Source organism: Blastococcus sp. SYSU DS0973 (assembly GCF_054051055.1).
Genome location: NZ_JBJHAN010000007.1, coordinates 12091 through 37358 on the forward strand (window position 1 = coordinate 12091; position 25268 = coordinate 37358).

22 protein-coding genes are annotated in these 25268 nt (G+C 73.2%); 19 read left to right on the forward strand and 3 right to left on the reverse strand.

All coding sequences use genetic code 11. From position 1 onward, the window contains the following. Positions 1–4 precede the first annotated feature (4 nt). From ACI791_RS12755 to ACI791_RS12805, 11 genes are all read left to right on the forward strand, one after another. The gene (locus tag ACI791_RS12755) at positions 5–1294 is read left to right on the forward strand and encodes an ABC transporter ATP-binding protein (RefSeq protein WP_456586373.1); all 1290 of its coding nucleotides are present in this window, start codon (positions 5–7) and stop codon (positions 1292–1294) included. 176 nt (positions 1295–1470) lie between these two features. Next, positions 1471–1968 (forward strand): signal peptidase II, encoded by a 498-nt coding sequence (gene lspA, locus ACI791_RS12760; protein ID WP_456586556.1) that lies wholly within the window; start codon positions 1471–1473, stop codon positions 1966–1968. 91 nt (positions 1969–2059) lie between these two features. Then, positions 2060–3007: an RluA family pseudouridine synthase gene (locus ACI791_RS12765; protein WP_456586374.1), complete on the forward strand. Its 948-nt coding sequence runs from the start codon at positions 2060–2062 to the stop codon at positions 3005–3007. A gap of 10 nt (positions 3008–3017) precedes the next feature. Next, positions 3018–3836 (forward strand): CPBP family intramembrane glutamic endopeptidase, encoded by an 819-nt coding sequence (locus ACI791_RS12770; protein WP_456586375.1) that lies wholly within the window; start codon positions 3018–3020, stop codon positions 3834–3836. Positions 3837–3860: 24 nt separating this feature from the next. Next, positions 3861–4316 carry a GNAT family N-acetyltransferase gene (locus ACI791_RS12775; RefSeq protein WP_456586376.1) on the forward strand — a complete coding sequence of 152 codons (456 nt, stop codon included), beginning with the start codon at positions 3861–3863 and terminating at the stop codon, positions 4314–4316. 199 nt (positions 4317–4515) lie between these two features. Next, positions 4516–8082 carry a DNA polymerase III subunit alpha gene (dnaE, locus tag ACI791_RS12780; protein WP_456586377.1) on the forward strand — a complete coding sequence of 1189 codons (3567 nt, stop codon included), beginning with the start codon at positions 4516–4518 and terminating at the stop codon, positions 8080–8082. Positions 8083–8167: 85 nt separating this feature from the next. Beyond that, positions 8168–8848, forward strand: a complete 681-nt coding sequence (locus ACI791_RS12785) for a hypothetical protein (protein WP_456586378.1) — start codon at positions 8168–8170, stop codon at positions 8846–8848. Positions 8849–9016: 168 nt separating this feature from the next. Next, on the forward strand, positions 9017–10480 hold the full coding sequence (locus ACI791_RS12790) for a class I adenylate-forming enzyme family protein (protein ID WP_456586379.1): 1464 nt from the start codon (positions 9017–9019) through the stop codon (positions 10478–10480). Positions 10481–10573: 93 nt separating this feature from the next. Further along, on the forward strand, positions 10574–12379 hold the full coding sequence (locus ACI791_RS12795; RefSeq protein WP_347060342.1) for a DUF3556 domain-containing protein: 1806 nt from the start codon (positions 10574–10576) through the stop codon (positions 12377–12379). Continuing rightward, entirely contained in the window at positions 12376–13791 is a 1416-nt protein-coding gene (locus ACI791_RS12800; protein ID WP_347060343.1) for a phytoene desaturase family protein, read from the forward strand. The genes ACI791_RS12795 and ACI791_RS12800 overlap by 4 nt, the downstream gene beginning before the upstream one ends. Beyond that, complete coding sequence (locus ACI791_RS12805; RefSeq protein WP_456586380.1) at positions 13788–15113, forward strand: PucR family transcriptional regulator; 1326 nt, start codon at positions 13788–13790, stop codon at positions 15111–15113. Before ACI791_RS12800 ends, ACI791_RS12805 begins: the two co-directional genes overlap by 4 nt. Before the next feature lie 13 nt (positions 15114–15126). Here ACI791_RS12805 and ACI791_RS12810 read toward each other — a convergent pair whose 3' ends face one another. After that, positions 15127–15927, reverse strand: a complete 801-nt coding sequence (locus tag ACI791_RS12810) for an LON peptidase substrate-binding domain-containing protein (protein ID WP_347060345.1) — start codon at positions 15925–15927, stop codon at positions 15127–15129. Positions 15928–16069: 142 nt separating this feature from the next. On the opposite strand from ACI791_RS12810, the gene hisD reads away from it, so the two are divergent. From hisD to ACI791_RS12835, 5 genes are read left to right on the forward strand one after another with little or no spacing between them, the layout of a single operon-like run. Next, on the forward strand, positions 16070–17386 hold the full coding sequence (gene hisD / locus ACI791_RS12815; protein ID WP_456586381.1) for a histidinol dehydrogenase: 1317 nt from the start codon (positions 16070–16072) through the stop codon (positions 17384–17386). Then, a complete protein-coding gene (locus ACI791_RS12820; protein WP_456586382.1) occupies positions 17386–18498 on the forward strand; it encodes a histidinol-phosphate transaminase in 1113 nt (370 codons plus the stop codon). The genes hisD and ACI791_RS12820 overlap by 1 nt, the downstream gene beginning before the upstream one ends. A gap of 5 nt (positions 18499–18503) precedes the next feature. After that, positions 18504–19100 carry an imidazoleglycerol-phosphate dehydratase HisB gene (gene hisB / locus ACI791_RS12825; protein ID WP_456586383.1) on the forward strand — a complete coding sequence of 199 codons (597 nt, stop codon included), beginning with the start codon at positions 18504–18506 and terminating at the stop codon, positions 19098–19100. A gap of 3 nt (positions 19101–19103) precedes the next feature. After that, a complete protein-coding gene (locus tag ACI791_RS12830) occupies positions 19104–19280 on the forward strand; it encodes a hypothetical protein (RefSeq protein ID WP_456586384.1) in 177 nt (58 codons plus the stop codon). Continuing rightward, entirely contained in the window at positions 19277–19489 is a 213-nt protein-coding gene (locus ACI791_RS12835; RefSeq protein WP_456586385.1) for a hypothetical protein, read from the forward strand. Before ACI791_RS12830 ends, ACI791_RS12835 begins: the two co-directional genes overlap by 4 nt. On the opposite strand, the gene ACI791_RS12840 is transcribed toward ACI791_RS12835, so the two are convergent. Further along, the gene (locus tag ACI791_RS12840) at positions 19475–20704 is read right to left on the reverse strand and encodes a DUF222 domain-containing protein (protein ID WP_456586386.1); all 1230 of its coding nucleotides are present in this window, start codon (positions 20702–20704) and stop codon (positions 19475–19477) included. The two genes, ACI791_RS12835 and ACI791_RS12840, sit on opposite strands and share 15 nt — an antisense overlap. Before the next feature lie 271 nt (positions 20705–20975). Here ACI791_RS12840 and hisH point away from each other — a divergent pair, with 271 nt between their 5' ends. Next, positions 20976–21614 (forward strand): imidazole glycerol phosphate synthase subunit HisH, encoded by a 639-nt coding sequence (hisH, locus tag ACI791_RS12845; RefSeq protein ID WP_456586387.1) that lies wholly within the window; start codon positions 20976–20978, stop codon positions 21612–21614. 9 nt (positions 21615–21623) lie between these two features. On the opposite strand, the gene ACI791_RS12850 is transcribed toward hisH, so the two are convergent. Beyond that, positions 21624–22388, reverse strand: coding sequence for an SDR family NAD(P)-dependent oxidoreductase (locus tag ACI791_RS12850; RefSeq protein ID WP_456586388.1), 765 nt, complete (start codon positions 22386–22388; stop codon positions 21624–21626). Positions 22389–22511: 123 nt separating this feature from the next. Between ACI791_RS12850 and ACI791_RS12855 the strand changes: the two genes are divergently transcribed. Further along, the gene (locus tag ACI791_RS12855; protein WP_456586389.1) at positions 22512–24863 is read left to right on the forward strand and encodes a M20/M25/M40 family metallo-hydrolase; all 2352 of its coding nucleotides are present in this window, start codon (positions 22512–22514) and stop codon (positions 24861–24863) included. A 64-nt stretch (positions 24864–24927) separates the two neighbouring features. Next, entirely contained in the window at positions 24928–25263 is a 336-nt protein-coding gene (locus ACI791_RS12860; protein WP_456586390.1) for a hypothetical protein, read from the forward strand. Positions 25264–25268: the final 5 nt, after the last annotated feature.

A 25268-nucleotide genomic window follows, 5' to 3' on the forward strand; every position in this document is an offset into this window, starting at 1 on the left:
ACTGATGGCCTCCATCGAGATGAAGAACATCGTCAAGAAGTACGGCGACGGGTTCCCGGCGGTCAACGACGTCAGCCTGGACATCGCCGACGGGGAGTTCATGATCCTCGTCGGGCCCTCCGGTTGCGGGAAGTCGACCCTGCTGCGGATGATCGTCGGGCTCGAGGACATCACCAGCGGTGACATGGTGATCGGGGGCAAGCGGGTCAACGACCTGGCCCCCCGCGACCGGAACCTGTCGATGGTCTTCCAGAACTACGCGCTCTACCCGCACATGACGGTGTACGAGAACATCGCCTTCCCGCTGCGGCTGTCCAAGACCCCCGACGACGAGGTGCGCCGGCGGGTGCAGGAGGCCGCCGATGTCCTGGAGCTCAAGGAGCACCTGGATCGCAAGCCGGCCAACCTCTCCGGTGGCCAGCGCCAGCGGGTCGCCATGGGGCGGGCCATCGTCCGGCAGGCCGAGGCGTTCCTCTTCGACGAGCCGCTGTCCAACCTCGACGCCAAGCTCCGCGGCCAGATGCGCACCGAGATCTCCCGCCTGCAGCGCCGGCTGGGCATCACCACCGTCTACGTCACCCACGACCAGACCGAGGCCATGACCCTCGGCGACCGGGTCTGCGTCCTGCGGAAGGGAAAGATCCAGCAGGTCGCCTCGCCGCGCGAGCTCTACGAGCAGCCGGTCAACCTCTTCGTGGCCGGGTTCATCGGATCCCCGCCGATGAACTTCCTGCCGGCGACGCCGGAGGGCGATCGCCTGAGGACGCCGTTCGGCGAGATCCAGCTGGACGAGAAGCGGGCGGCCCAGGTCGCCGGGCACGACCTGCTGCTGGTCGGCATCCGCCCGGAGTACTTCGAGGACGCCTCGCTCGTCGACGAGGCCAAGCGGCCGGTCGGCTCTACCTTCCGGGCGCGCGTCGACGTCACCGAGTGGCTGGGGGACTCCCAGTACGCCTACATCCCCTACGAGGCTCCCGACTCGATCAAGAACCAGCTGCGCGACCTGTCCAAGGAGCTGGACTCCGAGGAGCTGCGCACCCAGGCGATCGTGTCGATCGACGCGACCAGCCGGATCCGCGAGGGACGCGAGGCCGAGTTCTGGCTGGACAGCCGCAAGGTGCACGTGTTCGACCCGGAGTCGGGGGAGAACCTGACCCGTGACGCCGAGGCCGGAGCCGAGCTGACCCGGCTGGCCACCCAGGACCGGATGGAGCAGGTGGAGGAGTCGCAGTCCCGCTCGCTCTCCGACGACGGGCACGCGCGGGTGGGCGGGGCCACGGCCGTCGGCTCGTAGGAGCAGCGGGGCGGCGGAGGCCGCGCGGCTATCGTCTTCGGCGATGGCCGCGCGGCCACGTCGCGATCCCGCCGAGCCGAGGAGCCCCCCTGTCCGAGCACGTCGACCCGGCGGACGACGCGCCCCGGGGCTCCTCCGCCGTCGCGCCCACCGGCCGCACGCGCACCCGGCTCCTGCTGGGCCTCGCCGCCGTCGTCCTGGTGCTCGACCTGGCCACCAAGCTGGTCGTGGTGGCGACCATCGAGCCGGGCGAGGACATCCGCATCCTCGGCGGGGCGCTGTACCTGACCCAGCTGCGCAACACCGGGGCGGCGTTCTCCTTCGCCGAGGGCTTCACCGTGCTGTTCACCCTGGTGGCCGTGGCGGTGGCCGTGGTCATCGTGCGCACCGCCCGCCGGCTGCGGTCGACCGGCTGGGCGGTGGCCCTGGGCCTGGTGCTCGGCGGGGCGCTGGGCAACCTGGTCGACCGGATCTTCCGCGACCCGGGCTTCCTACGCGGCGGCGTCGTCGACTTCCTCTCGGTGTTCGGGCCCGACGGCAGCGTGTGGCCGGTGTTCAACGTCGCCGACTCGGCCATCGTCTGCGGCGGCATCCTCGGGGTGCTGCTGGCGCTGCGGGGCATCGAGTTCGACGGCACCCGCACCGGCGCGGACGACCAGGCCGACACGGCCTGACCGAGGATCCCAGCCCACGCCCCGCTCCCAGGCTCACGGCGGGGTCCTGCCGGAGGGCCGTTCCAGTGCTGCACCGAGGCCGGCAGTCACAATGGAGCCCGTGACCAGCGCTCCCGGCCTCCATCGGGCCCTCCCGGTGCCCGACGGGCTGGAGGGCCAGCGGGTCGACCAGGCCCTGTCCCGGCTCTTCGGCCTGTCCCGCACCGCCGCGGCCGAGGTGGCCGACGCCGGCCACGTCGTCGTTGACGGCCGCGTCCGGGGCAAGGGCGACCGGCTCAGCGGCGGCAGCTGGCTGGAGGTGGAGCTGCCGCCCCCGCCGGGGGAGCCGGCGCCGCCCCGGCCGGTCGAGGGCATGACGATCCTGTTCGACGACGACGACCTGGTCGTGGTCGACAAGCCGGTCGGCGTCGCGGCGCACCCCAGCCCCGGCTGGGACGGACCCACGGTCATCGGCGGTCTCGCGGCGGCCGGCTACCGGATCTCGACGTCGGGGGCGGCCGAACGACAGGGCGTGGTGCACCGCCTGGACGCCGCCACCACCGGGATCATGGTCGTCGCCAAGAGCGAGCGGGCCTACAGCGCGCTGAAGGCCGCCTTCAAGGAGCGAACGGTCGAGAAGGGCTACCACGCCCTCGTGCAGGGCCACCCCGATCCGTCCCGCGGCACGATCGACGCACCGATCGACCGGCACCCGCGGTTCGACTGGAGGTTCGCCGTCGTCAGCGGCGGACGCCCCTCGGTGACGCACTACGAGGTCACGGAGGCCTTCGCCGCCGCCAGCCTCGTCGACATCCGGCTGGAGACCGGCCGCACGCACCAGATCCGCGTGCACTTCTCCGCGCTGCGCCACCCCTGCGTCGGTGACACGACCTACGGCGCCGACCCGACGCTCGCGGCCCGGCTCGGGGTCTCCCGCCAGTGGCTGCACGCGGTGCGGCTGGGCTTCCCCCACCCGGCCGACGGGCGGTGGGTCGAGTTCACCAGCGAGTACCCGTCCGACCTCGCCGGCGCGCTGGCCGTCCTGCGCGCCGAGGCCTGACGCTCCTCCGGTGACGGCCCTGCCGGACTCCCTCGCCGAATTCGGCCCGGCGGCGCTCGCTGCGGTCGTGGTGGCCGCCTACCTGGTGGCGGGGGAGCCGGTGGTCGGGCACGTGCTGCACCGGCGCTTCGAGGGCCGGCTGCGCACCGACGCCGGAGCCCGCCGCTCGTTCTACCGGCGGCTGCTGGTGCTCGAGTGGGGGTTGTCGGTCGTCGCGCTGGTCGTCTGGCTGGCGACGCCGGGGGTCGACGCCGCGGCCGTGGGGCTGGCCTGGCCGCGCGCGTGGCCCGGGCCGCTGACCGCGGTCGTCGTCGTCGTGGTGCTGCTGCTCGTCGTCGCCTCGACCCGCCAGCTGCGCGCCGGGGCCCTGCTGGAGACGACCCGACCGGCGCGCCGGTCGGGCCACTCCCCGCCCGCCCATGGCCGGCACGCCGAGCCACCGGGGCAGTCGACGCTGGCCCTGCTCCCGCGCACGGCCGACGAGCGGCGGCTGTTCACCGTCGTCGGGGTCACCGCCGGCGTCTGCGAGGAGTGGCTCTACCGCGGATTCTTCCTCGCGGTGGTGGCGGCCGTGACCAGCGGGGCGCCGGAGGTCGTCCTGGTGGTCGTCGCCGCCGTCGCCTTCGGGCTGGCGCACGCCTACCAGGGCCGCGCGGGCATCCTCCTCACCGGCGTCCTGGGCGGAGTGATGGCGGTGCTCTACCTGGACACCGGCTCGCTGCTGCTGCCCGTGCTGCTGCACGCGCTGATCGACCTGCGCTTCCTGCTCGTGCCGGCCAGCGCGCTGCCCGCCCCGGGCGCCGGCCCGCAGGGCGATGCGGCCGGCTGAGCACACGGTCACCAGAATGGGGCCGTGCCGAGCCCCACCGCGCAGGTCGCCACTCCCGCCGACTGGCCGGAGGTCGCGGACCTGCGCACCCGCGTGTTCGTCGTCGAGCAGGGCGTTCCGCCGGAGATCGAGCGGGACGACGCCGACGCCACGGCGGTGCACGTGCTCAGCCGCGACGACGCCGGGCGGGTGGTGGCGACCGGGCGGCTGGTGGTCGACGGCGGGACGGCCCGGATCGGCCGGATGGCCGCCGCAGCCGAGGCGCGGGGGAGGGGCCACGGAGCCGCGGTGCTCGCCGAGCTGCACCGCCAGGCGGCCGGGTGCGGCGCCACCGAGGTCGAGCTGCACGCCCAGCTGCCGGCCCGGCGGTTCTACGAGCGGGCCGGGTACACCGCCGTGGGCGAGATCTACGAGGAGGCCGGGATCGCCCACGTCACCATGCGCCGGCGGCTCGGGAGAGGACCGGCGGGGAGCGTGTGACGGAGTGGTCCGGATCGCCGGGACACGAACTGTCGGTGGTCGCCGGTAGACCTGTCCAGGTGCGAGGATCGACAGGTACCGGTCCCCGCCCGAGCGTCACCGCCGAACGGCCTTCCCCGCCGGTCATGAGAACCACCCCGTCGACCCGGCACGCCCCGCGCGGCCGGGCCGTCGAGACCCGTGAGGAGCACCCAGCACCGTGAGCAGCCCGTCCCGTGACGAGAACTTCGTGCACCTGCACGTGCACACCGAGTACTCGATGCTGGACGGGGCGGCGAAGCTGCCGGAGGTGACCGCGGCCGCCGCCGCCCAGGGCATGCCGGCGCTGGCGATGACCGACCACGGCAACGTCTTCGGCGCCTACGACTTCTACAAGCAGGCCAAGGGCGCCGGCGTGAAGCCGATCATCGGCATGGAGGGCTACTACACGCCCGGCTCCCGGTTCGACCGCGCCCCGTTCGACTTCGGCGACAAGCTGATCGACGAGGAGGGTGACGGCGGGTCCAACCGCGGCAAGGCCGCGTACACCCACATGACGCTGCTCGCCCGCACCACCGAAGGCATGCACAACCTCTTCCGCATCTCCTCGCTGGCCAGCCTGGAGGGGCAGTACCGCAAGCCCCGGTTCGACCGCGACCTGCTGGAGCGCTACGGCAAGGGCCTGATCGCCACCACCGGGTGCCCCTCGGGCGAGGTGAACATGTGGCTGCGCGCCGGCAAGGAGGACAAGGCGCGCCAGGCGGCCGCGGACTTCCAGGACATCTTCGGGCGGGAGAACTTCTACGCCGAGCTGATGGACCACGGGCTGTCCATCGAGAAGAAGACGCGCCCCGCGCTGCTGGCCATCGCCGAGGACCTGGGCATCCCGCTGCTGGCCACCAACGACCTGCACTACACGCACAAGGAGGACGCCGACGCCCACGACGCCCTGCTGTGCATCCAGACCGGCTCCCGGCTCAACGAGGCCAACCGCTTCAAGTTCAACGGCGACGGCTACTACCTGAAGTCCGCGGCCGAGATGCGCGAGCTGTTCCCCGGTGACCTGCGCGAGGCCTGCGACAACACGCTCCTCGTCGCCGAGCAGTGCGAGGTGTCCTTCACCGAGGGCGCCGACCTGATGCCGCGCTTTCCGCTGCCGCCGGGGGAGGACGAGACCTCCTGGTTCGTCAAGGAGGTCGAGCGCGGCCTGCACAAGCGCTGGCCGAACGGCATCCCCGACCACGTGCGGAAGCAGGCCGACTACGAGGTCGGGATCATCACGCAGATGGGCTTCCCGGGGTACTTCCTCGTGGTCGCCGACTTCATCAACTGGGCCAAGGACAACGGCATCCGCGTGGGCCCGGGCCGTGGCTCGGCGGCGGGCTCGCTGGCCGCGTACGCCATGGGCATCACCGACCTCGACCCGCTGGCCCACGGCCTGATCTTCGAGCGGTTCCTCAACCCCGAGCGCGTCTCGATGCCCGACGTCGACATCGACTTCGACGACCGCCGCCGCGGTGAGGTCATCCAGTACGTCTCGCAGAAGTACGGCGAGGAGCGGGTCAGCCAGATCGTCACCTACGGCACCATCAAGGCCAAGGCCGCGATCAAGGACGCCGCCCGGGTGCTCGACCGGCCCTACTCGGTGGGCGACGAGCTGACCAAGCTGATGCCCCCGGACGTGATGGGCAAGGGCATCCCGCTGTCGGGGGTCTTCGACCCGGCGCACCCGCGCTACAAGGAGGCCGCGGAGTTCCGCGCCCGCTACGAGTCCGACCCCGGGGCGGCCGAGGTCGTCGACCAGGCCCGCAAGCTCGAGGGCCTGAAACGGCAGTGGGGCGTGCACGCCGCCGGCGTCATCATCGGCCGGTTCCCGCTGATCGACTCGATCCCCATCATGCGGCGCGAGGCCGACGGCGCGGTCATCACGCAGTTCGACTACCCGACCTGCGAGACGCTCGGCCTGCTCAAGATGGACTTCCTCGGGTTGCGCAACCTCACGGTGATCGACGACGCGCTTCGCAACATCGTGTCCAACGGCAAGGAGCCGGTCGACCTCGACGAGATCAGCAAGGACCTCACGGACCCGGCCACCTACGCCCTGCTCTCCCGCGGCGACACCCTCGGCGTCTTCCAGTTCGACGGCGGCCCGATGCGCTCGCTGCTGCGGCTCATGCGGCCGGACAACTTCGAGGACATCTCCGCGGTCGGCGCGCTCTACCGGCCCGGGCCGATGGGCGCGAACTCGCACACCAACTACGCGTTGCGCAAGAACGGCCAGCAGGAGATCACGCCGATCCACCCCGAACTGGCCGAGCCGCTCGAGGAGATCCTCGGCGGCACCTACGGCCTGATCGTGTACCAGGAGCAGGTCATGGCGATCGCGCAGAAGGTCGCCGGGTACACCCTCGGCAAGGCCGACCTGCTGCGCCGCGCAATGGGCAAGAAGAAGAAGTCGGTCCTGGACGCCGAGTTCGTCGGCTTCGAGGCCGGGATGAAGGCCAACGGGTTCTCCGGCGCCGCGATCAAGACGCTCTGGGACATCCTCGTCCCGTTCGCCGACTACGCGTTCAACAAGGCCCACTCCGCCGCCTACGGGCTGGTCTCGTACTGGACGGCCTACCTCAAGGCCAACTACCCGGCCGAGTACATGGCCGGGCTGCTCACCAGCGTCCAGGACGACAAGGACCGCCGGCCGATCTACCTGGCCGAGTGCCGCCGCATGGGCATCAAGGTGCTGCCGCCCGACGTGAACGAGTCCTCGTGGGACTTCACCGCCGTCGGCACCGACATCCGCTTCGGCCTCGCCTCGGTGCGCAACGTGGGGCACAACGTCGTCGAGTCGATCGTGCGGGCGCGGGAGGAGAAGGGCGCGTTCAAGGACTTCGCCGACTTCATGCGCAAGATCGACACGGTGGCCTGCAACAAGAAGGTCATCGAGTCCCTGGCCAAGGCGGGGGCCTTCGACTCCCTCGGCCACTCCCGGCAGGGCATCGCCGCGGTCCACGCGCAGGCCGTGGACTCCGCGATGAGCCTCAAGCGCAAGGAGGCCGAGGGCCAGTTCGACCTCTTCGGCAGCTTCGGCGACGAGGGCGGGGAGGACGACCCGTTCGGCGGCGCGCTCGACATCACCGTCCCCACCGCCGACTGGTCGAAGAGCGAGCGGCTGATGTTCGAGCGAGACATGCTCGGCCTCTACGTCTCCGACCACCCGCTGCACGGGGTCGAGCACGTGCTCACCTCGCACGCCGACACCCCGATCGCCGAGATCAACGCCGGAGGGATCGAGGACGGCGCGAACGTCACGATCGCCGGGATCCTCACCGCGGTCTCGCCGCGCACCAACAAGCAGGGCGCCCCGTGGGCGATCGCCACGCTCGAGGACCTCGAGTCGGGCATCGAGGTGCTCTTCTTCCCCAAGACCTGGGCCGAGGTCTCCGAGAAGGTCGTCCGCGACCAGATCGTCGTCGTCAAGGGCCGGATCAGCCGGCGCGACGACCAGCCGTCCCTGTTCGGCTCCGAGGTGACGGTCCCCGAGCTCACCGAGGGTCCGCGCGGCCCGGTGCTGGTCTCGATGGCCGCGGCCCGCTGCACCCCGCCGGTGGTGGAGCGGCTCCGCGAGGTGCTGGGCAGCCACCCCGGCACCACCGAGGTCCAGCTCAAGCTGGTCAACGGCAGCCGGGAGACCGTGCTGCGGCTGGACCAGGGGCTGCGGGTGCGGCCCAGCACGGCGCTGATGGGCGACATCAAGGCGCTGCTGGGGCCCACCAGCGTGGCGATCCTCTGACGAGAAACCCCGTCCTCCCCACCCTTCGCAGGCTCGGGACGGGGCCCGGGACGGCGCCGAGGGCGGTCCGTTGTTCACTGGACCGGTGAGCGCCCCACCGCCGTCCTTCCGACCGGTTCCCGGGGTGCCGCCCCATGCCTACTGGCGCGGGTGGCCGGAGGTCCAGCAGGACCTGCGCGCGGGGAGGCCGCTGCTGCTCGGCCTCCTGCTGGCGGGCGTCCCGGCCGGGCTCCTCTGGTGGGCCCTGGCCCCGCGCGCCGAGTTCCGCGTGACCGAGACCGGTCCGGTTGCCGTCGGCACGCCGTCGGGTGAGCTGCGGATCGGCGGCGACGCCGTGCTGGTGCTCGTGCTGGCCGGCCTCGGGCTGCTCGCCGGGGCGGTCGCCTGGCGGCTCCGGCGCGGCCGGGGCGTCGGGATGCTGGTGGTCCTCGCCGTGGGGACCTCGCTGGCGGCGCTCGTCGCCTGGCAGACCGGCGAACTGCTGCGGCCGGCGCCCAGCGAGGCCCAACTCGCCGAGGTCGGTGCCCGGGTGACCACGGGGCTGGTGCTGGGCTCGTTGCCCGGGCTGGCCGCCGCGCCGTTCGCCGCGCTGCTGGTCTACCTGGGCTGCGCGCTGGTGGCCGCCGACGACGGCCTCGGGCGGCACGGCCGCGACGACGCCGTCGCACCCCCGCCTCCTCCTCCTCCTCCTCCTCCCGGCACGGGTCCCACCGGCGACCCGCGGTCGCTCGGCCAGGTTCCCCCGCACCCGGGTCCCGCTCGCTGACTTCCCGGGCCGGGTGGCGGACCCGCCTGTGCACGCTGCACAACGAGGTCGGCGAAGTTCGTGCCCGGAGGCCGTGGGCCGGGCCCTCCGGCATCCCTAGTGTCCTGGGTCACAGGGCGCCGCCAGTGATGGGCGCCACATGATCCACCGAGCTAGGGGGCGCACGTCGTGTTGGGTCATCTGCCCTGGTACGCGGCCCAGACCGACCTCGCCCGGCCGTGCGTGCGGGACGACCGGGTCGAGCTGAGCTACGCCCAGTTCGACGTCCGCATCGCAGCCTTCGCCGAGCAGCTCGCCGAGACGGGTTTCGGCCGCGGGGACGTCCTGGCGGTCATGCTGCCCAATCGCGTCGAGCTGCTCGTCGCGCTGTACGCGGCCTGGCGGCTCGGCGGCGTCGCCACTCCCGTCAACCCGGTCTTCACGTCCACCGAGGCCGGGCACCAGATCGAGGACTCCGGTGCTGCGGTGGTGGTGAACAGCGGCCCCGAGGCGCCCACTGCGGGGCGCCCGGCGATCCACGTGCAGGACATGCGCGCCGTTCCGACCGGTGCGCCGGTGCCGCCGGCCGAGCTGCTGCCCGACGACCTCGCGCTGCTGATCTACACGAGCGGGTCGACCGGCCGCCCCAAGGGCGTGATGCTCGACCACGCCAACGTCGACGCGATGTCGGCGACCATGGCTGAGCACTTCGTGCTGGACGAGCGGGACCACTGCCTCCTGGTCCTGCCGCTGTTCCACGCCAACGCGATCATGGTGAGCGCGCTGGCGATCTTCCGGTCGGGCGGGCAGCTCAGCATCGTCGGCAGCTTCTCCGCGAGCCGGTTCTTCGACCAGGTGGAGCGGCTGCGGCCGACCTACTTCTCGGCGGTCCCGACCATCTACGCGCTGCTCGCCTCCCTCCCCGAGGACGTCCAGCCGGACACGAGCTCCCTGCGCTTCGTCGTCTGCGGCGCCGCCCCGGTCTCCGCCGAGCTCCTCCACCGCAGCGAGCAGCGGTTCGGCTTCACGATGGTGGAGGGCTACGGGCTGACGGAGGGGACCTGCGCCTCGGCCTGCAACCCGGTCGAGGGCGTGCGCAAGCTGGGCACGGTCGGACCGGCCCTGCCCGGCCAGCGCATCGAGATCCGCGGCGAGGGCGGAGCGGCCCTGCCCGCCGGCGAGGTGGGCGAGGTGGTCATCACCGGTCCCACGGTCATGCGCGGCTACCTCGGCCAGCCCGAGGCCACCGCGGAGACCCTGGTCGACGGGTGGCTGCGCACCGGCGACGTCGGCCGCCTCGACCAGGACGGCTACCTGACGATCGTCGACCGCGTGAAGGACATGATCATCCGGGGTGGGGAGAACATCTACCCCAAGGAGATCGAGGCGGCCCTCACCGCCGTCCCCGGAGTTCTCGAGGCCGCCGTCGTCGGGCGACCGGACGCCGTCCTCGGGGAGTCGCCCGTGGCCTACGTCAGCCTCTACCCCGACGCCCGGGTCGGCGAGCAGGACCTCCTCGAGCACTGCCGCCACCACCTCACCCGGGTGAAAGTCCCCGAGCGCATCGAGATCGTGGACGCCCTGCCCAAGAACCCGGTCGGCAAGACGGACAAACCCGCCCTCCGCCGGTCGCTGCAACCGCAGCCGGCCTGAGCCCACCGCACGCAACCGCACCCACCACATCGCAGTTCGCACCGCACGAGCGCCTCTCGTGCTGATCACCCCTGCCCGGACAAGGAGCACTTCGTGGGATTCAAGACAGCAGACATGCCGCCGGTGGACCCGGCCCAGTTCGAGTCGATGCCGTTCATGGAACGGATGCGCATGCTCGCCACCCACTGGTGCGAGTACGGCTTCGGCGGCCCGAAGACCAACCACATGCTCTACGTCTACAAGCTCGCCTTCTACGTGATCGGCGGGTTCGCGGTCGTCGGACTGACGACGCCGGGCCTGGGCTTCGCAGACCTCGGGGCGTGGTGGGGCGAGCCGATCGTCTACCAGAAGCTGATCGTGTGGACGGTCCTGTTCGAGATCACTGGCTGGGCGTCGTCCTCCGGCCCGCTGGCGTTCAAGTTCAAGCCGTTCATCGGCGGCTTCCTCTACTGGTCGAAGCGGGGCACCCTCCGGCTCCCACCGTGGCCCGGCAAGGTCCCGGGCACCGCGGGTGACCAGCGGACGGCCTTCGACGTGGGCCTGTACTTCCTCATCCTGGCCACGCTGGTGTTCCTGCTGATCGGCCCCGGGGTGCGCACCGACGCCCTGCCCGGCAGCGAGGCCGGCCTGCTGCCGCAGTGGGGGCTGCTGACCTTCGTGGGCCTGATCATCCTGATGGGCCTGCGCGACCGGGTCGTCTTCCTGGCGGCCCGTTCCGAACAGTACGTCGCGGTGCTGTTCTTCTTCGGCGTCCTCGGCAGCCACGTCGACATGATCATCGCGGCCAAGATCGCCATGGTCACCATCTGGTTGGGGGCCGGTGTCTCCAAGTTCGGCCACCACTTCACCAACGTCGTTCCGCCGATGGTGAGCAACACCCCGTGGATCACCTCGCTGCCCTTCAAGCGGGCGCTGTACCGCGACTTCCCGAACGACCTGCGGCCGTCGAAGGTGTCCTGGTCGTTCGCGCACATCGGCGGCACCGTGGTCGAGCTGGTCCTGCCGCTGGTGCTGCTGTTCTCGCCCAACCCGACCATCACCTGGCTGGCCATCGCCGGCATGATCGTCTTCCACATCTTCATCACCTCGACCTTCCCCCTGGCGGTGCCGCTGGAGTGGAACGTCTTCTTCATGTTCGCCACCGCGTGGCTGTTCGGCGGCTTCCCGGCCTGGGACGGCTACGCGGTCACCGACATCAGCTCGCCGTGGCTGCTCCTCCCGATCCTGGCGGCGTTCGTCACCTTCCCGATCCTGGGCAACCTGCGGCCGGACCTGGTGTCGTTCCTGCCGTCCATGCGGCAGTACGCCGGCAACTGGGCCTCGGCGACGTGGGCCTTCCGGGGCGACGAGGCCGAGGACAAGCTGAACAAGCACCTGGTCAAGTTCAACCCCAACCAGGTCGACCAGCTCTCCGGCGCGTTCGGCAAGGAGATCGCGGAGATCTTCATGCAGAAGGCGGTGGCCTGGCGGACGATGCACAGCCAGGGTCGGGGCCTGCTGTCGCTGATGATGCGGCACCTCGACCGGCTGGAGAACTACCGCATCCGCGAGGGGGAGTTCGTCTGCACCACGCTGGTCGGCTGGCAGTTCGGCGACGCCCACCTGCACAACGAGCAGACCATCACGGCCGTGCAGAAGCGCTGCGCCTTCGAGCCGGGGGAGTGCATCGTCGTCTGGGTCGAGTCGCAGCCGATCCACCGCTCGACCCAGCAGTACAAGGTCATCGACGCGGCGCTGGGCGTGGTGGAGCGGGGCTACTGGAAGGTGAGCGACGCGGTGAACGAGCAGCCCTGGCTGCCCAACGGGCCCATCCCGCACACCGTCACGTGGCGCAGCCCCGGCTACACGCCGGCCGGGGAGCACCCCCATCCGGCAGTCCGTGCCAGTGTGAGTGCATGACGGACGCAGTCGTGGTCGGCAGCGGGCCCAACGGGCTCGCTGCCGCCCTCACGCTGGCGGCCTCCGGCGTGCAGGTCACGGTGCTGGAAGCCGCCGACGCAGTCGGCGGCGGCGCCCGGAGCGGGGCGTTCACCCTGCCCGGGCTCACCCACGACGGGTGCTCGGGGTTCCACCCCTTGGCCGTCGACACCCCGTTATCCCGGGAGTTCGACCTCTCGGCGCACGGGCTGACCTGGCGATGGGCCGAGATCGAGTACGCCCATCCGCTGGACGGCGGCCGGGGAGCGGCGGCGTGGCGCTCCGTCGAGCGCACCGCCGAGGGTCTGGGCGCCGACGGCCGCAGCTGGCGTCGTCTCTTCGGGCCGCTCACCGAGGACTTCGGCGACATCGCCGAGGACTTCCTGCGCCCGATGCTGCACGTGCCGCGGCACCCGGTGAAGCTGGGCCGCTTCGGGGCCTACTCGATGCTCCCGGCGGCGGCCCTGGCGCGCCGGTGGTCGACCCCGGAGGCCCGGGCCCTGTTCGGCGGCGTCGCGACGCACGCCTTCCGGCCGCTGAGCTCGCCGGCGTCGTCGGCGATCGGTGTCGCCCTCGGGACCGCGGCCCACCGGTACGGCTGGCCGGTCGCCGAGCGCGGGTCGCAGTCGATCACCGACGCGGTCATGGCCCGCCTGACCGAGCACGGCGTCACGGTTCGGACGGGCGTCACCGTCGGATCGCTGGACGAGCTCGGCTCGCCGGACATCGTGATGCTGGACGTGGCGCCGGGGGCAGCCGTCCGCATCGTGGGCGATCGGATGCCCCGGCGGATCGCCCGCGCGCTGACGCGGTACCGCCACGGACCGGGATCGTTCAAGGTCGAGTTCGCCGTGCAGGGCGGGGTCCCCTGGGTGCACGAGGAGTCCAGGCGGGCCGGCACCGTCCACGTCGGCGGCACGTTCGAGGAGATCGCCGCCGCCGAGAAGGAGATCCAGCGGGGCCGCATGCCCGAGCGGCCGTTCGTGCTCGTGGGGCAGCAGTTCCTGGCCGACCCGACCAGGTCCTCCGGCGACGTGCACCCCCTCTACACCTACGCGCACGTGCCGGCGGGCTGGACCGGGGATGCGACCACCGCCATCGAGTCGCAGATCGAGCGGTTCGCGCCGGGCTTCCGTGACCGGATCCTCGCCCGGCACGTGTGGTCGACGACCGCCATGGAGGAGCACAACGCCAACTACGTGGGCGGGGACGTCGTCACCGGCGCCAACGACCCGCTGCAGCTGGTCTTCCGGCCCCGCATCGCCCTGGACCCCTACCGGCTGGGCGTCGACGGGGTCTACCTGTGCTCGGCGGCGACCCCGCCCGGTGCCGGCGCGCACGGGATGTGCGGCTACAACGCCGCACGTTCGGCGCTGGCAGGACTGGCCCGGTGACCGCCGTGCAGACGGAGCGGTGGGGCGCGGCGGGCACCGGCGGAAACGCTGAACGCCCGGCGCCGCCCCGGCTGAAGGAGCTCGTGGCGCAGGCCGCGATGCGGCTGGACCGCCGGCAGCCGAAGATCGCGCACGACATGAGCGATCTGATCGCCCGCGAGATCAGGTCGCTCGACGTCGATCAGGCCTTCCTGGACCTGCTCCGCGCGAGCGTCGACGCCAATACCAAGACGATCACGCACATCCTGATCAACGACATCCCGATCGAGCGGCTGCAGCCCACCACGGCGGCGGTCGAGTACGCGCTGCGGCTGGCGCAGCGGGACATCCCGGCCAACTCGCTCGTCCGCGCCTACAACGTCGGCAAGGACGACTTCATCGAGCAGATCTTCCCGGACGTGCAGGCCCTCGAGTGCTCGGCCGAGGAGAAGTTCGCCGTCCTGCAGCACATGTCGTCGGTGGTCGGGCGCTACATCGACTGGATCTCGCAGTACGTCTTCGAGGTGTACGAGGAGGAGCGCAACCGCTGGGTCGGCACGCAGGGCAACGTCCGGGCGACGCTGGTCCACGACGTGCTCAGCAGGCGCAACGTGCCCGTCCGGGAGTTCGAGCAGGAGACCGGGTACCGGCTCGACGGCCACCACATCGGCCTGATCATCTGGTCGGTCGACCCGGCTCCGGCCCCGGACGAGCTGCGCATGCTCACCCAGGTCGTGTGGAAGGTGGCCGCCGTCGCCGGCTGCACCGCTTCTCCGTTGATCACGGCGGTGGACCGGATGACCGCGTGGGCCTGGCTCCCGTTCGCGGCGAAGCCGCCGCCGGTCGACATGGAGCAGATCCGGCACGTGGTCGGCCAGGCGAGGACCTCGCGGCTGTGCCTCGGACTCGCCGACGCGGGGGTGCCGGGGTTCCGTCGGACGCACGAGCAGGCCCGGGCGGCTCGCCGGGTGGCGATCTCCCCGGCCGATGGCACGGCGGCCATCAGCTTCGGGGACGAGGGGGTGGCGATCGCCTCCCTGCTCGCCAACGACCTGGAGTCCACCAGCGCGTGGGTCGTCGAGGTTCTCGGAGGGCTGGCGGTCGACGCCGAGAACATGGACGTGCTGCGCGAGACGCTCCGCGTCTTCCTCTCGACCGGCGAGAGCTACACCGACACCGCCGCACTGATGAACCTGCACCGGAACACGGTCCGCTATCGCGTCTCGAAGGCGCTCGAGCAGGTGAGCACCGCGATCCGCACCAACCGTGTCGACCTCGCCGTGGCGCTCAACGTCTGCCGCTTCCTCGGTGCGAACGTGCTCACCCCGGCGGGCCGGAAGTGAGGACGGGGACCGGTCAGTTCACCGTCATCGGGGTGGCGAACTGCTGCAGCGGCGCCGGCACCGCGCCAAGGGTCTGCAGCAGCGTCAGCTCCCGCCGCAGCAGCCGGGACTCCGCGGCCAGCCGCCGGCGGGTGGCGGACTCCGCCAGGAGCGCCTGGCGGTCCTCCGTGGTCAGCAGCGCCGACGAGGCGACCAGCCAGGACAGGGCCGCCGGGTCGTCGGCCGCGGCGGCGAGCCGTACCGCCGCCTCGGCGCCGTCGCCGTGGGTACCGGCCCCGAGCGCCGACACCTCGGAGACGTAGCGGGTGAACAGGTCGCCCACCGCGTGGGCCAGCAGGTCCAGCGAGCCGCGGGCGACCGAGGTGGCGACCTCGTCGGCGGGCGGGACGAGCAGCCCGGGACCGTCGGTCGCCGCTTCGGCGTCGCCGGCGGCCTCCTCGGCGGCCTCCTCCTCGGCGAGCCACTCCACCTCGGCCCGGAGGTAGGGCGGGTCGTCGCCGACGACGACGTCGAGCAACCGGAACCGCTCGCCGCCCACCGTCAGGATGCGGAAACCGCCGTCGGCCTGGGGCTGGACCCGCTGCAGCCGGGCGGTGCAGCCGATGTCGTAGAGCGCCGCGGCCGGCGCCACGTGCTCGACCTCCCAGCCCTGCCGGATCGCCACGACCCCGAAGAACCGCCGGTCCCCGTGCTCGGGCAGGTCCATCAGGTCGCGCATCAGGCGGCGGTACCGGGGCTCGAAGATCTGCAGGGGCAGCACGACACCGGGGAACAGTGGCCGTCCCAGCGGGAACAGCGGGATCAGCTCACCCATCCGGGCAAGCGTACGGCCCCCCGGCCCCCGGGCCGTCCGGGCGCCCCGGAGGTGGCGGGGGGCGCTGGCTACGCTGGAGGCCCCTGTCGCCACGCCTCGGCCGCTCCGGCGACCCGTCCGCGCCCACCATCCGGAGGCACCCGTGCTCGCCCGCATCGACCTGCGCGGATCCGCGCTGCCCGGCGTCCGCGAGCTCGCCGGCCTCCTCCCTCGGGCCGCCACCGACATCGACTCGGTGACGGCCACCGTCCGGCCGCTGTGCGAGGACGTGCGCATCCGCGGCGCCCAGGCGGTGCGGGAGATCACCGCCCGGCTCGACGGCGTGGACGCCGAGGACTTCGCCGTTCCGCAGGAGGCGCTGGACCGGGCACTGGCCGAGTGCGACCCGACGCTTCGGGAGGCCCTCGAGGAGGCGATCTCAAGGGTCCGGAAGGTGCACGCCGACCAGCGCCGCACCGACGTCACGACGCAGGTGGTGGGCGGCGGCAGCGTCACCGAGCGCTGGCTGCCGGTCCGCCGGGTGGGGCTGTACGTGCCGGGCGGGCTGGCGCCGCTGCTGTCCAGCGTGGTGATGAACGTGGTGCCGGCGCAGATCGCCGGTGTCGAGTCGATCGCCGTCGCCTCCCCACCCCAGCGGGACAACGGCGGCCTGCCCGACCCGGGCGTGCTCGCCGCTTGCGCCCTGCTGGGGGTGACCGAGGTCTACGCCGTCGGCGGCGCGCAGGCCATCGCCGTCTTCGGGTACGGCGCGGGCACCTGCGAGCCGGTGGACATGGTCACCGGCCCCGGGAACGTCTACGTGACCGCGGCGAAGCGGTTGCTGCGCGGGCTGATCGGCATCGACTCCGAGGCGGGCCCCACCGAGGTGGCGATCCTCGCCGACGACACCGCCGACCCGGCGCACGTCGCGGCCGACCTGATCAGCCAGGCCGAGCACGACCCCCTCGCCGGCGCGGTGCTCGTCACGTCGAGCGAGGAGCTGGCCGACGCCGTCCTGGCGCTGGTGCCGGCGCAGGTCGAGGTGACCAAGCACTCCGACCGGATCCGCACCGCGCTCGACGGCAGCCAGTCCGGCGTCGTGCTGGTCGACGACCTCGACGCCGGCCTGCGGGTGGTCGACGCGTACGCCGCCGAGCACCTGGAGATCCAGACGCAGCACGCCCGAGAGGTGGCGTTGCGGGTGCGCAACGCCGGCGCGATCTTCGTCGGCGCCTGGTCGCCGGTCTCGCTGGGTGACTACATCGCCGGCTCCAACCACGTGCTGCCCACCGGCGGCTGCGCCCGGCACTCCAGCGGGCTGTCCGTGCAGTCGTTCCTGCGCGGCATCCACCTGGTCGAGTACGACGAGCAGGCACTGGCCGACGTCGCCGGGCACGTCGACGCCCTGGCCGGCGCCGAGGACCTCCCCGCGCACGCCGCCGCCGTCCGCATCCGGCAGACCGCGCGGTCGAGCGGCTGATGGCCGGCCTCGACGAGCTCCCGCTGCGGCCGGAGCTGCGCGGTCGCACCCCCTACGGCGCTCCGCAGCTGCCCGCCACGCATCGGCTCAACACCAACGAGAACCCGCACCCGCTGCCCGCCGAGCTGCTCGCCGACCTCGGGGCGGCGCTCGGCTCCGCGGCACTGGAGCTCAACCGCTACCCCGACCGTGACGCCGTCGCGCTGCGGACCGATCTCGCCGCCTACCTGACACGCACCGGGGGACAGGCCGTGGCGCCGGCGCAGGTCTGGGCGGCCAACGGCTCCAACGAGGTGCTGCAGCAGATCCTGCAGGCCTTCGGGGGAGCGGGACGCACGGCGCTGGGCTTCACCCCGTCCTACTCGATGCACCCGATCATCGCGGCGGGCACTGGAACGGCCTGGGTCGACGGGCACCGGGCGGCCGACTTCACCATCGACACCGGCGCCGCCGTGGGGCAGGTGGGGGAGGTCCGGCCCGACGTCACCTTCGTCACCAGCCCGAACAACCCGACGGGCACCGCCGTCGCCCTCGACACGGTCGCCGCGCTGTACGAGGCGACCGAAGGGGTGGTCGTCGTCGACGAGGCGTACGCGGAGTTCGCCCGCACCGGCACGCCCTCGGCGCTCACCCTGCTGCCCGGCCGGCCGCGGCTGATCGTGAGCCGGACGATGAGCAAGGCCTTCGGCATGGCCGGGCTGCGGCTGGGCTACCTGGCCGCCGACGCCGCCGTCGTCGACGCCCTGCAGCTGGTGCGGCTGCCGTACCACCTGAGCTCGCTCACCCAGGCCGCCGCGCGGGCCGCGCTGGCGCACACCGACGCGCTGCTGGCGACCGTCGACGCGGTGAAGGCGCAGCGCGACCGGATCGTCGACGCGCTGCCCGGGCTCGGGCTGACCTGCGTGCCCAGCGACGCCAACTTCGTCCTGTTCGGGCACTTCGCCGACGCGCCCGCCGCGTGGCAGGCGCTGCTCGACCGGGGGGTGCTCGTGCGCGACGTCGGCCTGCCCGGCTGGCTGCGCGTCACCGCCGGTACCGCCGAGGAGACCGACGCCTTCCTCGCCGCGCTGGGTGAGGTCGCGCCGTCCCACCGCACGACTCTGGGAGACTGACGCCCATGACCCGCACCGCACGTGTCGAGCGACAGACCAACGAGACCAAGCTCGTGGTCGAGCTCGACCTCGACGGCACCGGCACCAGCTCCATCAGCACCGGCGTGGGCTTCTACGACCACATGCTGACGGCGCTGTCCAGGCACAGCGGCATCGACCTGACCGTCCGCGCCGACGGTGACCTGCACATCGACGCCCACCACACGGTGGAGGACGTCGCCATTGCCCTGGGCCAGGCGTTCGCCGAGGCGCTGGGCGACAAGAAGGGCATCACCCGCTACGGCGACGCGACCATCCCCATGGACGAGGTACTGGTGCAGGCCGCGGTCGACCTGTCGGGCCGGCCGTACTTCGTGCACGCCGAGCCCGAGAACATGACCCCGATGATCGGGCCGGACTACCCGACCAGCCTGACCAAGCACGTCCTGGAGTCCTTCGCGTTCAACGCCCGGATCAGCCTGCACGTCCGGGTGCTCTACGCCGGCCGGGATGCCCACCACATCGTCGAGGGGCAGTTCAAGGCCCTGGCGCGAGCGCTGCGGACCGCGGTGGCGCTGGACCCGCGGGTCACCGACGTGCCCTCCACGAAGGGCGCCCTGTAGCCGGTGGACTTCGGCCTGGTCCTCGTCGTGCTCGGTGGGTTTCTGCTGGGCGGCGCCTGGAGCATCTGGCGGGCCGACTCGGAGACCGCCGGGCGCACCGGGCCGCAGGTCGTCTTCGCCGTCATCCTGCTGCTGGCCGCGCTGCTGGCGACCGCGTCGGGCATCCTCCGGCTGGTGTGAGCGGCGGGGACGAGGAGCGCTTCCTCGAGCTGGTCATCGTCGACCCCACGCTGCGGGCGGTGCTCGATCGCGTGCTCGCCCTGGGCATGGCCGACCGGTGGCTGGAGAAGGCCCCCGCCCCCACCGGTCGCAAGCTCCCGGCGGGCCGGGCCCCGCGCAGGTCCCCGCGCGGGGTCGTCGTTCGTGTCGGTGCCTCAGCCGGTGCGTGAGCGTGCGGGTTCTCCGGTGAGGGGGAAGACGAGGATCTCGGTGCCGTCGGGCCGGTAGGTGTGCCATCGGCCCCGCGCATCTCGAACGACGGCGAACCCGTGGTGCACTTTCGTGTGGTGCCGTTCGCACAGCAACGCTGCGTTCTCCAGCGAGGTGGGGCCGTCGTCGATCCAGTGGATCAGGTGGTGGACGTCGCACCAGGAGGCCGGGGCGTCACAGCCGGTGAACACGCATCCGCGGTCGCGGTACTCCACGGCCCGGCGCAGCGCCGGCGGGGCGACCCGCTTCCCCCTGCCGTAGTCGAGGATCTCCCCGTCCGGGCCGATGACGATCCGGGAGACGTTGCCGTCGCAGGCCAGCCAGCGGGCCCGGGCGGCGGAGATCATCGCCCCGAACCCGGTCTGCGCCGCACCCGGGCCGGTGGTGGGGTCGACGAGGTCGGCGAGGTCGACTCGGACGACGACGTGCGGCTTCACCGTGCGCAGGGTCGGCAGGGACCCGGAGGCGAGGGCGTTGTCGGCGAGCTGGACCAGGGCGTCGGCGGACTGCTGGGCGCGGGTGCGGGTGTCCCCGGCCGGGCGGGACGCCTGCATGATGGATTCGACCGCGGTGAGCACCTTCTCCCCGCCCACGGCGTCCAGGTCGAACCGGCCGGTGACGCTGCCGTCGGCGTGCCGGACCACCACCAGCGACCGGTCTTCGGTCGGATCGGGCTCCGGGCCGTCGGGATCGAGCCGGGCCAGGTAGTGCTCCACCACCTGGCGCAGCTGCACGAAAGCGGAGCCGGCGGCGACCTCGGCCAGCGCCGCATCCACCCCGGCCAGTTCGACCTGCTGGGCGTCGGCGGCCGCCACGTTCCCGGGGTCGACGACGGGAGTGATGACCGCAACCTGCTCGGCGGTCACCTCGCCCCGGCGGAAGGCCTCCGTGACCGCCGGCAGCTCGGCCAGCGCCCGGCCGCTGCGCACCACCTTCGACGCCGCCGCCGGGGACAGCTTGGCGTGCCCGCGCAGCCAGGACGTCATCGTCTTCAATCCGTCCCGCTCCGGGGCCTGGGAGACCTCGCACTCCCGCACCGTGCGGGCGACCTGCGCCGCGAGCCGGTTCTGCGCGGTCAGCAGACCGGTGAGCCGGTCCAACAGCTGCGGGCCGAACCAGCCGGAGAGGTCCTCGGCCGCCAGGTCGTCCAGCGCAGCCTCGAGGCGACTACGCACATCGGACCCACCTGTCGAACGCATGTACGGATGATATCGCCGGCCAGTGACCGACGCAGGGCGAACCCGCAGGTCACAAGCTCGTCCACAGACCGCCGGACGTCCTTGACGGGACCCGCTTCCGGTGTCCGGCGGCCCTCGGGGCGGCCGGCTCCGGGCCTCGGTCGGCCGGAGTGACGGCCGGCGCCGAGAGCCTGCCGTGAACGGGCCCCGCAGGCGGTCGACGGGAACACTTCCGGCCGCTCCTGTGCTGGTCGGTAGCGTGGCAGGCGTGAAGAAGGTGGCGGTCCTCGACTACGGCTCGGGCAACCTGCGGTCGGCCGAGCGCGCGCTCCAACGGGTCGGGGCCGACGTGACGGTGACCGCCGACCTCCGGACCGCGCTGGACGCCGACGGGCTCGTCGTTCCCGGCGTGGGTGCGTTCGCCGCGTGCATGACCGGGCTGGACGCCGTCCAGGGCCGCCGGATCATCGGCCGCCGCCTGGCCGGGAGCCGCCCGGTGCTCGGCATCTGCGTGGGCATGCAGATCCTCTTCGAGCGCGGCGTCGAGCACGGCGTGGACGCCGAGGGCTGCGGCGAGTGGCCGGGGGTCGTCGAGCCGCTGGAGGCGCCCGTGCTCCCGCACATGGGCTGGAACACCGTGCAGGCGCCCCGGGAGAGCGTCCTGTTCGACGGCCTCGAGGACGAGCGCTTCTACTTCGTGCATTCCTACGGGGTCCGGAACTTCCCGCTCGGCCAGGACGGCGGGCCCTCGCGGCTCACGCCCCCGAAGGTCACCTGGGCCGAGCACGGCGACCGGTTCGTCGCCGGTGTGGAGAACGGCCCGCTGTCGGCGACGCAGTTCCACCCGGAGAAGAGCGGCGATGCCGGGGCACAGCTGTTGACCAACTGGCTCGGCACGCTCGACTGAGCGGCCCGCTCAGCTGCGCAGGTAGCTGGCCCCGTTGACGTCGATGATCGTGCCGGTCGAGAAGCGCGCGTCCGGCGACGCCAGCCACAGCACCGCCGAGGCCACTTCCTCGGGGCGGGCGACCCGGCCGTAGGGCGACTGCGCCCGGACGGCATCCCCGCTCGGGCCGTCGAGGATCTCCCGCGCCATCTCCGTCTGCACGAAGCCCGGTGCGACGCTGCCCACCGTGATCCCGTGCGGCGCCAGCGCCTGGGCCATCGACTGCCCGAAGGCGTTGAGCCCGGCTTTCGCGGCGCCGTAGGCGGGGGTGTTCGGCTCGCCGCGGAAGGCGCCGCGGCTGGTCACGTTGACCACCGCGCCGCCGCCGGCCGCGACCAGGTGCGGCACGGCCCGGAAGGTGGCGTGCATGGCGCCGACCAGGTTCACCTGCAGGGTGCGCGACACGACCGCCTGCCAGTCGGCCCAGGACGTCTCCAGCGGCGGGTGCGCCGTGTAGACCCCGGCGTTGTTCACCAGCACCTGCAGCCCACCGAGTGCGGCCGCTGCCTCGTCGACCACCGCCCCGACGGCCTCGGCGTCGGCGACGTCGGCCCGCACCACCACGTGGCCTTGACCGGGCAGCTCCGCGGCAACCCGCTCGGCCGCCTCCCGGGAGCTGCCGTAGTGCACCGCCACCCGGTCGCCGCGCTCGGCGAAGGCGTGGGCGATCGCCCGTCCGATGCCCCGCGAGGCACCGGTGACGAGAACGGCGCGGGAGTCGCTGGAGTCGGCCACGCGGGCAGTCAACCAGCCGGTGTGCACCGGCGCCCGCCGCTCCCGGGTCGCGCCTGCCTGACCGGGCCGCACGAGCCGCCTAGGGTTCCGGCGTCCCGTCCCGGTGCTGCTCAGGAGGCCGGCGTGCCCGCGAGACCGACGTCCCGCCCCGCCCGGCGACCCGGCCGGCTCGCCGGCCTCGCCGTCCTCGCGCTGCTGCTGGCCCTCGCCGCCTGGTCGGTCACCGGGCTGCGGCCGCCGGAGCCGCAGCCGGCCGACGCTCCCGCGACGGAGTTCAGCGCCGCCCGCGCCTTCGCCCACGTGGCGGAGATCGCCGCCGGCGTCCACGTCGCCGGCAGCGCGGAGAACGACCGGGTCGTCGACCGCCTGGTGACCACGTTGACCGGGCTCGGCCTCGACACCCGGGTGCAGAACGCCGTCGGGGCGCGCAGCGGCGGTGTGGGCGAGGCACGCATGGCCCGCGTGCGCAACGTCGTCGCGGTACTGCCCGGCACCGATTCCACCGGCCGGCTCCACCTGGTGGCCCACCACGACTCGGTGGCGGCCGGTCCCGGTGCCGCGGACGACGCGGCCGGGGTCGCGGCGGTGCTGGAGTCGGTGCGGGCGCTCACGGAGGGGCCGGCGCTGCGGAACGACGTCGTCGTCGTGCTCACCGACGCCGAGGAGGCCTGCCTGTGCGGCGCCGAGGCGTTCACCGCCTCCCACCCGCTGGCCGGCGGGGGAGTGGTGCTCAACCTCGAGGCCCGCGGAACGACCGGACCGCCGATCATGTTCGAGACGTCGCCGGGCAACGCGGGGCTGGCCGAGGTCTTCGCCGACGCCGCGGTGCACCCGGTGGCCAGCAGCTTCGCCGTGGAGGTCTACCGCGCGCTGCCCAACGACACCGACTTCAGCGTGCTGCTCGAGGACGGCGACTTCACCGGCATGAACACTGCGTTCGTCGACGGCGCCGCGGCCTACCACTCCCCGCAGGACACCCCGGAGCGGCTCGACCGCGGCAGCCTGCAGGCCCTCGGTGACAACGCGCTGGCGCTGACCCGGGAGCTGGGGAACCGTGATCTGGGTGCCCTGGCCCGGCCGGCCGACGACGACGCGACGCACTTCCCGCTGCCGGGCCTGCTCGTGCGGTACCCCGGCCGGCTGGTGTGGCCGCTGGCCGGCGCGGCGCTGGTCGCCGCCGCGGGGTTCGTGTGGGCGCTGCAACGGCGCGGCGGAACCCCGCTGCGGCGGACGGCGGCGGCGACAGGCCTCCCCCTGCTGCCCCTCGTGCTCGCGCCGCTGGCGGCCCAGGGCCTCTGGCGGGCGCTGGTCGCGGTGCGGCCGGAGTACGCCTCGATGCTGGACCCCTGGCGGCCGGGCTGGTTCCGGCTGGCCGCCGTCGCCGTCGTGCTGGCCGTCGTGCTGCTCTGGCACGCGCTGCTGCGCCGCCGGGTGGGCCCGGCGGCGCTGGCCGCCGGGGCGCTGGTCTGGGTCGCCGTCCTGGCGGCGGTGCTCGCCGCGGCCGCGCCCGGCGGGTCGTACCTGGCGGCGTGGCCGGCGCTGGCCGGTGGGCTCGCCGGCACGGTCGCCGTCCTGGCGCCCGGCCGGGTGGTGGGCGTCGGCGCCGCGCTCGTTCCCGGTGCGGTCGCGGTGCTCGTGCTGGTGCCCACCGCCGCGCTGTTCCTCCCCGCGCTGGGCATGTCAGCGGCGGCCGCGCCGTCGCTGGTGGTGGCGCTGGCCGCCGTCGTCCTGCTCCCGGCCTGGGAACTGCTGTTCCCCGATCCCGGTCAGGAGTGGCGCCCGATCGCGTCGGCGGCGGTGCCGGTCACCGCGCTGGTGGCGGCCGGGGCGTGCGTGGCTACCGGGCTCGCCGTCGACCGGTTCGACGCCGACCACCCGGTGCCGACCCGGCTGGCCTACGTGCTGGACACCGATGCCGGCCGGGCCCGCTGGGTGAGCACCGAGACGTCGCCGGCGGAGTACACCGACCGCTTCGTGGACGGACCCGGTGACCTGGGTGCCGACCTCCCCTACCTCGCCGGGCGGCCGGTGCTCACCGGGGCGGCCGAGCCCGCCGACCTACCGGCGCCCGAGGTCGCCGTCGTCTCCGACGAGGTGCGCGGCGAGCGGCGGGAACTCACGGTGCGGGTGACGCCGCGGCGCGGCTCCGTCCGGTTGGTGGACCTCGACCTGACCGTCGACGACGGCCTGGTGACCCGTGCCCGGATCTCCGGCCGGGCGGTTCCCGACGCGGCGCTGGGGAGCGACCGCCTGCGGGTCACCTTCCACGCGCCCCCGGCCGACGGGCTGCTGGTGAGCGTCACCGTGACCGGCGACGGCCCGGTGCGGTTGCGTGCCACCGACGGCAGCGACGGGCTCACCGGGCTGCCGGGGTTCGAGCCCCGACCCGAGGGGGTGGACGTCGCCGGCGCGCACGGCTCGGACCTGGTGCTGGTCACCGCCGTGTCCGACCTGGGCCGCGCGCGCCGCCCGTGACGCATGAGAGACCTCTCATCGGGCTCTCACCACCTCGTCACCGCCAGGAGGAAGGCTCACCCCCGTGCCGCGCCGCTCCCTCCCCGTCGTCCTCGCCGGTGTCCTGGCCGTCCTGGTGGCGGCCGGGGCGGCGTGGGCGGTGCTCGATGCCACCGGCGGCGGCGGCGCCCGGCCGGTGCCGTCGCCGATCGACGTGCCCGCGCCCGTGGTGCCGGGCGATCCGGGCGCGTCCCCCTCGGTCGGACCCGATCCCGCGCCGGACGGACCGCCGCCCGCCGCGCCCGCGCCCGCACCCCCGCCCGCTCAGCCGCGCCCGGACGTCGTGCCGCCGCCCCCGATCTCCGACGACGATGATGACGACGGGGACGACGACGGCCCGGACGACGACGGCGACGACTGAACGGT

Coding starts and splice junctions, on each gene's coding strand:
- ACI791_RS12810 (WP_347060345.1), bottom strand. CDS start 15,927: ATGGGTGAGCTGATCCCGCTGTTCCCGCTGGGACGGCCACTGTTCCCC.
- ACI791_RS12800 (WP_347060343.1), top strand. CDS start 12,376: ATGACGGACGCAGTCGTGGTCGGCAGCGGGCCCAACGGGCTCGCTGCC.
- ACI791_RS12755 (WP_456586373.1), top strand. CDS start 5: ATGGCCTCCATCGAGATGAAGAACATCGTCAAGAAGTACGGCGACGGG.
- hisB (WP_456586383.1), top strand. CDS start 18,504: ATGACCCGCACCGCACGTGTCGAGCGACAGACCAACGAGACCAAGCTC.
- ACI791_RS12820 (WP_456586382.1), top strand. CDS start 17,386: ATGGCCGGCCTCGACGAGCTCCCGCTGCGGCCGGAGCTGCGCGGTCGC.
- ACI791_RS12765 (WP_456586374.1), top strand. CDS start 2,060: ATGGAGCCCGTGACCAGCGCTCCCGGCCTCCATCGGGCCCTCCCGGTG.